1 protein-coding gene is annotated in these 13234 nt (G+C 31.2%); it reads right to left on the minus strand.

Annotation, left to right across the window (positions count from 1 at the left end; translation table 11 throughout):
- Nucleotides 1-183: 183 nt before the first annotated feature.
- Nucleotides 184-13059 (minus strand): SpaA isopeptide-forming pilin-related protein, encoded by a 12876-nt coding sequence (locus ASHG_RS09360; protein ID WP_244264254.1) that lies wholly within the window; start codon nucleotides 13057-13059, stop codon nucleotides 184-186.
- Nucleotides 13060-13234: the final 175 nt, after the last annotated feature.

Raw genomic sequence — 13234 nt, forward strand, 5'->3', positions numbered from 1 at the left:
TTATATGAGAATCTTAATAAAATCTATTACTTTATTTTATTATTTAAAAAATAAAATTTAGGAATATACTTTTATAATTAAAATATTATTAATATCTACTTATTTAATATTCCAATAAATATTTTATTAATATAAAAAAGACCCCAGTAAAACTGAGGTCTAAAAATTATCTATAATTTTTATTTACTTAGAACTAATTTCTAATTCCTTGTTTTTTCTTTTGTTATAATACCAAACACCAAGAATCATTAAAATTAATCCTAAAATTGTAAATCCAAGCCATGGCCTAATTCCATTAGTTAATGGAAGAGTTAGTTTTTTATTTTCTATATTAATAGAATTATTACTAATATCTGCCATATTATCAAAATTAAAACTATGATCAATATGTTGATCTGTCCTTGTTCCTATATGGAAAGTTCTATCTTCTTTTTCTTTATCATTAATTACAAGGCTAGAATTAATATCTAATACTGTATCTTGATTTAGAAGTGAAGACATTTCAAAGACTATAGTTTTATTTGTAGTATCTTTCTTTTCTAGCTTGTTAACCAAATTATAAAGATCAATTTCTATTTTTCCTTTACCATTTGTATAATCACTATCTGTTAAAGTATAAGTTTCAGAATCAGTTTTCTTACCTTCAGAATCTACTAAATAAGCCTTAATTGATATTGGTGTATTTGAATTTGATGATTCATTTGCATAAGCAAATCCTGATAGAATAAGTTTTGATTTATCCTTAATATAAGTTATATTTTCATGATTAGGATTTATTTTCGTACTTATATCAGTCTTATACATTGGTTTTGAATTTGACCAAGTTTGTGTCTTTTTAACACTCATATCAGTCTTATATTTTTCTTCTTGAATCTTTCCATCGATTGCTGCAAATTCTTTTACATAATCTTTTGGTCTTATATATCCACTAGGAGCTTTAATTTCCTTTAGGGCATAATATCCAGACTCGTAGAAGGTAAAGTCTACTATTCCGTCATCACCTGATGTAAAGCTTTTAACTTCATTAAATCCACTTGGAGCTTTTTCATCAGATTTTAGTACTAATCTTTCAACTTTTCCATCTGTAGTTTTTTCATATAGTTTAAGAAGTTCATTTGAATACTCATCAGATTTATTTTTCTTGTAGTAAACATCAAATTTAGCATCTTTTAAAGTTTTCTTTGTGCTTGCATCAATTTTTTTGAAGCTAATATTTTGTTTCTTCTTATTTTCTATATAAATTGGAACAAGTCCTTCTTCTATTTCAGTATTTTCATCAGAATCAGTAGTTTTATTTGTAATTATCTTTCCATTACTATTTACTACAAACTCGTAGGCAGGATTTGTTAGAATCTTATAACCTTGTGGTGCGGATACTTCTTCTAACTTATAGAATCCTGGTTTTAGTTTAGTAAATTCAAACTTACCGTCTTCGCCACTTGTTAATTCTTCCTTAACATAAGACCATTCCTTGTCTGTAGATTTTGCTTTGTATTTTAGTTTAAACTTAGCATTTGCTAGAGCCTTACCATCTTGGTCTACCTTTTTGAACAAGATTTTGTTTTCTGGGTTGACTGCTTTAATTTCTGGCTTGACACTACCGCTTGCCTCATTTACAAAGTAATGAACTGAGTCATGTCTTTCAGCATAGGTTGGTGAATAATTTTGGTTAAATTTAAGGAGTGTTCCATGAGCTGTATATTCAGACTTATCCTTTTCAGCTACCCTTCCAGTTACTTTTATTATATAGGAGTGAGTATTGTAGATTCCATTATTAAATTTAACACTTGTGTAATATCCTTTATTTAATCTTTGAAAAGATCTTACAGTATCAAATTGAGATAGGTTAGAACTATTTTCATTTACAGCAAATGATTCTGGCATATCCTCTGCTACATTGGAATTATCATGTAAGTAGCTTACAGACATGTTGAAGTTTTCTATATCTCGGTCTGATACATATCTTAACTCAACAGGTCCATCTGTATTTTCTTTTAGTCTATTAACATAATAGTAATGTAGGAATTCACCTGTTTCTGGATTGTATTTTACTATCTTTGAAACAAGATTGATCCTATTTCCATATGCATCGATCTCGTGACCATAATCAAGATCATAGATTACTTTCATATCTCTTAATTGACTATTATCATTTCCAACGTAGAATCCAACTTTTTGTTTACTTAAACCTTGATCTGTTTGTTTAACCTTATATAGGTCAATAAAGGAAGTTAGTTTGTTTGAAAATTCTACTAGATCGTAGGTTTTTGCATAATCTGTGAATGTATAGGTTATAGTTCTCTTTTCTCTATCATAATCAGCTTTAGCTATAGTACCAATACCAGCTGCAATGATGTCTAAGTTTTCTACTTCATTTTCAGCTATACCATTTAGGTCTGTTACATCACTCATATTGAGTACGAAGTAATCCCCTGGGTTAATCTTTACGCTAGGATCAACTGCATATTTGTTGGTAAATTCCATACTTTCGCCCCAGTGTGGATGGATTTTATTTCTATCTTCACTGGTTTTATCTTCTGGATTTAGAACATTCATCTTTGTTGTATTTAAAGTAATCTTATCTGATAAATCTCTTCCATCTCTTGCGATAGGACCTGCATATGGATCTAAGCCTTCTCCACCTACTGTGAAGTTCCAAACTTGGTTAGTATTTACATATCCATCTGGTGATTCAATTTCTTCTAGTCTGTAGTTACCAATTGGCAATTTATCGAAAAGAATAGTACCATCTTTGCCTACAGTTTTAGTTGTTATTGAACCATTTTTTGATAAGTTAGTTAATTTAAACTTAGCACCAGCTAAGAGATCACTTGCCTTAATTTCATTACCATTTTGATCGACCTTTTTAACTGTCATTTCACCTTCGCCTGGTTTTTCGTTTATGATTTTACCCATGTTCTTGGCTGTAGCACTAGTTACAAAGTCTATAAGTTTACCATCTTTTGCAGAAGTTTTGTCTTCTGGAACGTATTGGTATACGCCATTTGCATTGTCATATTCTAGGGATATATAACCACTAGATGCTGGGACAATTTTGATTTGCTTTACTGGATATTCATTGTAGTATGAATTTCCTTCTTCATCAAATTGTTTCTCACCTACTACTATCATATCTTTTAGTAAAACTTCTTTTTTGGTATCAGGGTTAACTATTTTACTTGTTTCTATATTTATATCTTTTGAATCTACATCCTTGATATCAAGATTCTTAGTAGAATCTTTTGGATCTACCATTTGAAGGTCAGATAGATTATAAGTTTTTCCTTTACTTACAAATCTCACATTTATAGTTTTAATATCAACAGTATCACCTGTTTCAGGATCTACTACATCTCCTGAGTTTGTATTAACAGTTTTAATTGTGAAATAAAGTAGTGGATCTGTGATTGGCTTATATCCTTCTGGTGCTTTGACTTCCATTAGTCTATAACGACCTGGCTCCAAGTTTCTAAAACCAAAGTATCCGTTAAAGGCTGAACCAACATATGAACCATCTACATCTACATAGGTGTTGGCGATTTCTTTTTGAAGTTTGAATATTGCACCTTCAAGTCTGTTTGTTGTTACATTTTCACTATCAACTTTATCGTTTAGATTGTCACGACCGTGTTTAGAAAATGTTACATTATATCTTTCTTCTTCATTTATTACACTCATTCCATCTTGTGGAACTTCTGTATAGTTTTTAGATGAATAAAGTGTATGAAGATCAATACTTGTTGAAACTCTAGTTCTGTCTTCTTCATTTAATGGAGGATAAATACGTCCACCAGTTTTACCTAATTGACCAGTTGGAGATTTTTCAAATTTAGTTAAACCAAGGGCTATGTTACCAGCTTGGTAAGAGCCTTTTTCAACTTTTTTAAATATTATTTTTCCTTGATTATCTCTACCAACTGCTTGTTGGAATTCTCTCGCTCCATCGTAGAAGTCAAAATTGAGTTCAAGTTTTTGCAAATCATCTGGATTTGTAATAGTTTCTTTTCCACTTTGATGATTATCTTTTCCAGTAAGAATAGCATCATCGTAGAAACCTTCAACGTCAATATAATATACTTCGCCCTTATCTAGGTTCATTATATCTTCATCAAATCCCCAATCATATGGTCTCCATCTTGCAGTATTAAGCATTGTTACATCATTTTTAGATAAGTCATAATTGTTTAATACTGTATCAGCAAAGCTGTCATCATTTGGAGCACCTGTTATCTTGTAGGTTGATCTGTAGGCAGTTTTTACACCTTCTACATCTATATTAGGTTCTTTTCCTGGCCCATTGTCTGTTTCTTCTCTTTTATATTTTGGATTAATTTGAATATTAATCTTATTACTTTCTCCTCTATATCCTCTTGTATCAATGTATATTCTTTGAATATAAGTTTTAGACTGAGTATTTATATAAGTTATTTTAGACTTATACTTAATACCATTATCTGCAGTTTTTATACTTTCTCTATCATAAGACTTATTATCTTTTAGATAATCATATGAAGTATGTTCTGCTGATTTATATTTTGCTTTTAGCTGTCCAGCATTTTCATATACTTCTATATCAAAAGGAGCTTGTGGCTTTTTGTATCCTGATGGTGACTTAGTTTCTGTTAATCTATAGAAACCAACAGGTAAACTTACAGGATTATCATCCTTATCTTTTAGTGTAACATTACCATTTTGATCTGATACACCGAAAAGTTTTTCGAAAGCAGAGTCCTTAGTTGTATAGTTTCCATCAGTGTATTTTTCTAATTCAAACTCTGCCTTTTCAAGTCTTCTATCATAATTGTCTCTTTTTATAATCTTAAGAGCAAGACCTGTTTGTTTGTTGGTGATTATAGCAGTATTATCTATTAGTTCTTCTCCATCAGCTTTTGATCCATGACGTTCAATTCTGTCAGTTTTTTCTTTAATAGTTCTTACCAATTTGATATTGTAAGCTGCTATTCTTTCACCTTCTTGTTTTGCTGGAATTTCTAAATCATCTGGCCAGTTTTCAGGTTTAATTGCATCAGCTTTATTTTTTCTATCGAAAGTTACAGAATATTGATATTTCGCCTCGCCATTTTGACCTTCTGAATCAACTTTGATTTCACCTTGGGCTAAGTTCGGATCATCTTTTACAATCGTTTCAAATGGTATCTCTATAGTTTTATTTACTGGATCACTCGTTCTTGATTCTGGTCTTTTCTTTGTACCATGGTGGTACTCATCAGCTATAGCCTCTGGATTAGCTCTGGTATTTCCAGTAGCTGTTTTATTTCCAGATCTTATACCATCAGCTAATTCGTATTTATATTCTTTGTAAAGTTTTCCAGTAGAGCCTGCTACTGTCCAAGTTTCATCTTCATATCTGTCTGGTTCTGGAACACTAATAGTTTGTGGCTTTGGTATTTCACTATCATATTCCCAAACTGTTTCGTAAGTTACAACTGGACCTTTATTAATAGCTGATTCATTAGTGTATGAGTTAGCTAGCCATGATTTACTACTATGAGTCGCAGCAGTATTTGACTTATAGTTTGTTCCAAGACCTACACCATATTTTTCATCATACTGTGTTTCAATTTCTACTCTAATTGTTCCATTATATTTGGAAGGTATTGTAGCTACTAATCTTTTTTTACCATTTACAGTTTTTTCACTGAAAGTTATTTTTGATGTTATATCAGTGAGACTTCCTGGATTGTCAACATTATAGTTTGAAGCTTGATATACTTTGATAACTGAATTAGCTTTTGTTACATTAAAGTTTTCAGGTTGACTATGGATTTGGATTTCACGGTTTTTTGCACCATAAGGACTTTGTCCGTAGACAAAGACTTGTCTTAGTCTATTATCAACTTTATTAATTTCAGTAATCTTGGTTAAGACTGGAGCTGTATTATCATCAGCATGATTTGATCTAACATCTAATTTTCCTGATCTAGTTGGATCTATTTTTTCCCAATCGCTTACTGCTTTTTTAGTATTTTCCATAAGCTCGCTTGGATTAATCTCTGAAATTTCAAGTTCATCATTTTTATCTCTAGAATCTTTTGCTATTTTTACAAATAGATATGACCTCTTGTCTATAAATCCTTTATTTGAAATTCTATTATCTGATAGTACTCTAGCAAAATCACCTCGTAGAAGAGAAGATTCTCCAATATCAACCATATTTGATTTGATATAAGATTTTCCATCTTGGGTTATAGTTACAGTCCATATTTCATCGGTCTTTTGATAGCCTGGTGCAGGTTCGCTTTCTTCTAACTTATATTTACCTGGTTTTAGACCGTTAAATGAAATCATTCCGTCAGATCCTGTTGTCATATATCTTTCATTTGGACTATCGTCTGGACTAGTTAGTTTAAATGTTGCACCTTGGATTGGTGTAGTTTTATCAATTTCTCTTACCTTTTTAATCTTGAATCCATAAGTTTTAGGCTCGTTAGTAACATTAAGTGATCCTTCTGCTACGTAAGAACCTATTATAGATCCTTCTTCTCTTCTTGTTGGATCGCTTTCTACAATATCAGATACTCTTTCATAGTAGTCAGATTTCCAGTAAGTTTGTCCACCTTCAAACCAATCCATTCCAGTACCTACTCCACCATCTAAAGTTTTGTAAGGTATTTTGACATCTATTACTATTGGTTTATTGCTAGCTGGTAGATCTAGTTTTAACCTTCTTTCTCCATAATGAGAATCATCTACTGATTTTCTTACAGATGAAGTTATATCTGTTTCCTTAAAATCCGCAAGTCTTAAATCAGAGATAAATCCAGTTACTTTTCCACTAGTGTTGCCACCTTCTTTGGGTTCAAGAGTAAATACTTTTACTTCTTCATTGTTATACCAATCCATATTTGGATATTCTGGTTTTTCTCTATGAATTATTGCTTCTGATTGACCGATTTGTCTTGCTTCTGGATTTATTACATATCTTTGGATAACATAATTATTTTCTTTATTGATAGCTACGATTCTTGTACCCATATATCTTGCGTCAATTGAATTTGCAGCCCAGCCTGTAAGTCTATTATCATAGCTCGACCATCCTGTTGTTGGTCTTTCTTTTACATTAACCCAATGAGTACCATCTTCACCAAGGATTGATTTTATATCACTAGTATCTGATTTTGAATAGGTATAGATTTTGGTTTTACCATCTTCTATTCTTAGTACCCATTTTTTATTAAGTGAATTATATCCTGCTGGTGGCTCTACTTCTTCAAGGACGTAATTTTTGCCCTCTTGTGGAGTTCCATTAAAGTCTACAATACCATTTTGATCTGATGTTGCATATATTGGTAAGTTTTGATCTTTACCTTCTGGATCAGATATCTTAAATTTCGCTCCAGCAAGTGGTTTTCCATAGCCGTCTTTTTTGTATACTCTAAATTTTTGTCCTGCTGGTTTGTTCGTTACTGGAATATTTATAGTATCTTTTCCAGTGTATTCTTCACCTCCACCTATGATTGAAGCTGAAGTTATTTTTACATTTCCATCACTATATACTGTAACATTCCATCCTTTAGTAGACTTAATATATCTTTCTGGTGCCCTATATTCTTTTAGGATGTATTTCCCAGGAGCAAGATTATCAAAGCTAATCTCACCGTTTTGATTCGATGTTCTGTAGATTTTTTTATTATCAGAATCTGTTAGGACAAAGGTTGCTCCTTTAAGTTTTTCATTTTGATTTGCTTCATTTAGCTTAGTTATCTTGAAACTTGCGGGTTGGTATTTTTTATTTATGATACCAACTACTTCTTTAGCAAATGAGGGTAGTTGTTCACCTGTTTGGTCTGCCTTAGAATAGTTTTTATTAGGGCCTGTTACAAAGGATGAATTTAAAGATTTTGCCCTATTTCCGTTTTCATCACCATTTGCCATGTAGAAGGCTCTCCAGTGAGTGTTAAACTCGTCTATATCTCTAATCCTAAATGTTTGTTCTATTAAATAAGCATCTTTTATAGGATTTATCTTAGGTACGGATATAGTTAGAGGAGGATTTTTTGTATCATATAATTCTCCCGTGCTTATTACCTTATTTGGATCATAAGTTAAATTAAATCCACCTTGTGATATATTGTAAGCTTTTGTATGATCAATTTCTGCATGATATACAAGACTATAAATATCTGGATTTTGTTCAGGTCTTACACCCATTGACAATGGCATATAGTCATTTACTTGAGGGTAATAATCACGGTGAGCCTCGTATTTTTTAAGTGGTGGAATAGTTGTTTCATAAATCTTGACATCATCCAAGTAGTATGGAGGATCGTATTGACCTTGCCAAGTTTCTTGCTTTACACCTTGGTAGTTTGCAAATTTCCAGTTAAACCAAATCTTGTTGGCATTACCTGTCTTGTAATCACCAAGTGGGTTGTAGTATCCAATAGCTTTTACATACCAATTTCCATCGTCTGCCTTGTAAACATCTCTAAAGTAATAAGCTTGACTTGGGAATTTCCCTGCTGTGGTATGTGTGTCATAACCACCGTAGTCTGCATGAACTGTTAGATTTTGTACTTGATTACCTTCAATTTTTCCTGATTGGTTAGGAGCTACTGTATTAGTAAATTTCCAATCTCCAGAATGAGTTGCATAGAATTTAGATGGTATCATTCCCTTAAGATCTAGACTAAATCTTGTTTCACCATTACTTAGTGAGTTTTCATTAAAGACATAAGTTAATAGGTTAGTCTTATAATTAAAGTATGGCTCTGCTATCATTTTCCCATTGAAATATAAGTTTGGGAAAGTCTTAAAGTATTGGGTAAAGTCTAGGTTAGGGTCAAATTGGATTTCAAATCTAGATTCTGGAGCTGCATTACTTATGGTAGCATCTAAGTGATATTTTAGAGATTCTAGTCTGTATGCTTCCCATACTCCTCTAAAGTTACCTAATCCTTCATCATCATTTATAACCATGCTTTGATTTACACGAGTTACTATGGCAGTATCTTCTGTTTGACCACCTTCTTCTCTTTCTATATAATAGTCAACTCCTGCTTTTGGTGAACCAGATGAGTCTTTAAACTTAGCATCGTAAGATACTTGTCCGTCTTCACTTACAGTTACTCTGAAGTATACGTTAGATTTTTCATAACCTTCTGGAGCTTTCACTTCTTCTAGGTAGTAGGTTCCTGTTGGATATTTTCCAAAGCTTAACTTTCCATCTTCACCAGTGATTTTGTTTGCAATTATTTCTCCATTTTCATTTTTAAGGACAAATTCTGCTCCACCTAATCTATCTTTCTTGCCATCAGTAGAAGTGCCTGCAAATTTTGCCACTTCTATTTCACTTTTTGGAAGCTCTTCATTAGAAATTGTTATTGTTGGATGTCCATTTTCCTCAGAATTTTTGCTTAAATTTACATTTGCTCTAATTTTGGATTGACCCGCTGGGGCTTCTTTTGCAAGCCAATCATAAGATAAAACTGTACTATCTTTATCTCCAATATTGGCATTTACTTCCACTAAGAAACCCCATTTGTCACCAAATCTTCTTTGAGGGAATGTTATTTGATAAGAATTATTTCCTGATAGAGGATTTTTTGTATTTGCATTTCCTTCAATTGCTCCATTATTGTTTGGAGCTCCTGGAGTAATTTTACCTAGGCTAGATAGTTTTTGATCAACGTTTTGATTATTCATAGAGGCAAAAATATCTGGTCTTTTGTTAGGACTTACATCATATACCTTAATATTTGAATCTTGTAAATTTACTCCTGGTATAAAGATATTAAATGTTGTATCCTTGTCAGTTCTTCCGCCCACTCTTTGGTCGTATGGTTTTAGATATACATAAAATTTTAAATTTCCATTTTCATCAACTTTTCCGTAATGTTGAGTGTTCATAAAGTCTTTCCAGTTTGGAAAGTCAGAGTGTTCTAATATATCTGTTTTACCAGAACCAGAAGAAAATTGAGCGTTTTTACCTGATATAGATACTTTTCCATCATCTGAAATTGTGATAGTCTTATCTTCTTGATCAAGCTTATATCCTGCTGGTGCTTTTGTTTCTTTTAAAGTATATGTGCCTGGTTTAACATTATTAAATGTAGCTTCACCATTAGAATCTGTTGTAATTAAAATTTCTGCACCTAGTAGGTAGAAGTTTGCTCCTGGAATTCTTTTTTCAGGATTATTTGCATCTACTTTTATTACAGTAAATGTTGCAGGTATTTTGTCATTTTTTTCTATCAAGTCATTTACAATTTGGTGAGATTTTGAATCTATATCATAGTAGTTAGCATTTTCTTTAAATGTATATTTTTTATCACCTACTGAAATAATTTCAGTTGGTAGAACTTGATCTACCTTGTGGTCGATCATAGAAGCTTTGCCGTCACTTCCTATATTCCAAAATCTTACATTTGGTATATTTATTACTCTTTGATGACCTTCTTCTTCTTTAAGTTCAATTTTTCCTAATTCTTTTTTATCATTATCTATAATAGTTAGATTTTGAGCTGGCATTTTATCATAGTCTTCTGCTAATGACCAGTGTTGGTCAACTATTATGTCTTTATATTTTGAAATTGTAACTCCACCAACACTGTAATCAGTTGGGTCATTTGGTGTATTTAACTTTGTATCAAACTTATATACTCCAATATTTCCTACTGCTTGTGTGCCATTTGGATTAGTTTCTTTTTCTGGTACATTTGAGATGTTAGTTTCAGGATTTTTAACTTCCATCTTTCCAGTTTCTTTGTTTATACCATAAACTGCTCTTTTGCCAGTAGCTAATGTTTGGTTTTCCAGACTTCTTGTTTCTAGTGGAAGACCATTATTAGTATCTCCTGTAGACACCGCATCTGTTATTGTCCACTCTGCCTTATCTTCTTTTTTGAATTCTCCTTTTATAGTAGTTCTGTTATTCATACTAGTACGGTTAGGAGAATTTTGTTCGATTTTTTCTTGTGGGTATCCTTCTTTTAATATATGTCTTAGGGCACCAACTTTATTATTTTTAGCTGTAAGGATAGTTGATACATCTATCATATATGAAGCTTGTTTATTTGTTACTGGAGTATTGAAAGTATAAACAAGAGTTTTGACATTTTCATTTAGATCGTGGTGTTTAGAGTCTGATATTCCTAATTTTCCACCTAATTGATCTGTTAGGTCAACAGATTTTCCATTTATTTTAACATTTTGGATTTCGCCAAGACCAGAGCCTTCTACTGTAGTTAGGTTTAGTTTGTAGCCTAATTCTTTTAGGTCTACTGTAGAGTCGACTCTTAGTGTCCAGTTGATTCCTGCCATACCCAAGCCTTCAACTACAGGGTTTCCTACAATATCCATATTTACCTTGTAGTCCTCGTCATCTTCGCCAATTATTTGAACTACATCATCTCTACCTTCTTCTATTATAGTTCCTGCTGGATTTCCGTTTTTGTCTATTTTTTCTGCAGGTAGAGTTTTTGGATTTGTAACTCCTAGACCAGATATGCTATTTACTATAGTAAAGCTTTTATCTGCTGGAATGTTTGCTGTGTTATAATCAACATCTATATTTAGTAGCTTATTTATATCTTCATCTATATCGCTTACTATTTGATATTTAATGGTATTTGTAGCTTGATCATAGCTAGGTCTTGCTATAACATTTCCATTGTAGATAATATCTTCTAGGCTAGATGGGTCTTTTACAGTTAATTTTTTATCTAGGTGAATATTAAAATATTGGTCAGCCTTGATTGGACCAAGTCTGTTTGATGTATCAAAACGAGTCCTAATTGTGAATTTTTTATTTTCTAAATTTGATTCACTTTCATTATTTTGTGCTGCCTTAACTTTTTCTTTTGATGGTTCATCTTGACCCAAAAACAACATTCTAAGTTTTGGCATCAAGCCACTTTTTTCTGCCTTTTTCTTTTCATTTTTATCTTCACTTTTTTCTTCTACTTGATTATTTTTGGAAGATTTTTCATTTTCATCTTTATTTTCTTCTTTTTTTGTTGTTTGTGTAGAATCTTTTTTGTCTGTAAGATTTTCTTTTTCATCTTTACTTTTGCTATTTTCAATTGATTTTTCATTTGATTCTACTGTTACTTCAGTTTTACTTTCTTTATTTTCTTCTTTTTTATTTTGTGAAGAGTCTTCTTTATTTGAAGATGATTTTTCATCTTGTTTCTTTTCTTCAGTGATAGAAGAAATTGAAGTATTTTTATCTAGTTCTGTTTTTATTGGTTGATCTTGTTGAGATTTTTCTTTCTCAGCTTCTTCTTTTTGAATTTTTTCTTCTTGTTTTTTATTTTCTTCTTGTTTTTTATTTTCTTCTTCTATTAAGTTATTTAAATTTTCAAAATCTTCTTTTAAAGATTTTGTAGTATATAAAGTTTTATTTTCGTCTCTAATTAAGGCAAAAATATCCCCTTCATTTTTTATAGTCAAATTTCCTTCTTGGTCTTTTTCATAAAGGTTGAAGTTTGGATCTAGGGATTCATATTGAAGAAATTCTAGATTGAAAACTAACTTGTCTTCATTAAATATTTTTTGATTTCCTTTTTCATTAAAGTCAAAATCATCCATTATTTCAAAGTCTATGTATGAATAGTTTTCTCCATAAGGATTTTCTTTTTCTGTGTCTTTATTTTCTAGTTGTTCATTTGTTAGTAATTTAAAGCCATTTTCATCTTCGATTATTTCTAAATCAAGATCAAGTCCTTGGTCATTTAGCATATCTTTAACACGCCAATATTCCCTACTAGCCTGTTCGTTTGAATCAAAATATCCGTCATCATACAATTTTAAATCAATTCTTTTTACTAATCTAAAATTTGAAGTAGTATCTGGCATTGTTACAGCTACAGAAAATTTATCCTCATCTTTTTTGATATTTTTTTTATAATAAATTTGCTGTGCTTTTGTGATTGAAAGATTCACATTATAACCATCTTTCATCTGTTCAATTGATTTTATGGTATTTAGATTATCTTCTTGAGCTTTGGATGTCGTCTTAAAAGCTGGAAGCATTACTTGAAGTACCATAAATAAAGCCATCAAAAATGACGTCATTTTTCTTGATAATGTTTTCATATGAGCTCCTTTTTATAGATTATTTTTATAAGTAACTATATTTTTATTAAGTTATAAATATTAAGACATTTTAATTTTCTTATTTATCTTTTTACCTTGGTAAAGTTAAATAGTAAAGTTAAATACAAATTTTCAACCTTTTTTCCTTTAAAATCATGTAAAAAAACTAAATTTA

This window comes from Anaerococcus senegalensis JC48 (genome assembly GCF_000321005.1).
Taxonomy (GTDB): Bacteria; Bacillota; Clostridia; order Tissierellales; family Peptoniphilaceae; genus Anaerococcus; species Anaerococcus senegalensis.

What these genes read in the sequence shown, in the direction of transcription:
- ASHG_RS09360 (WP_244264254.1), bottom strand. Translation starts at nt 13,059, where the DNA reads ATGAAAACATTATCAAGAAAAATGACGTCATTTTTGATGGCTTTATTT.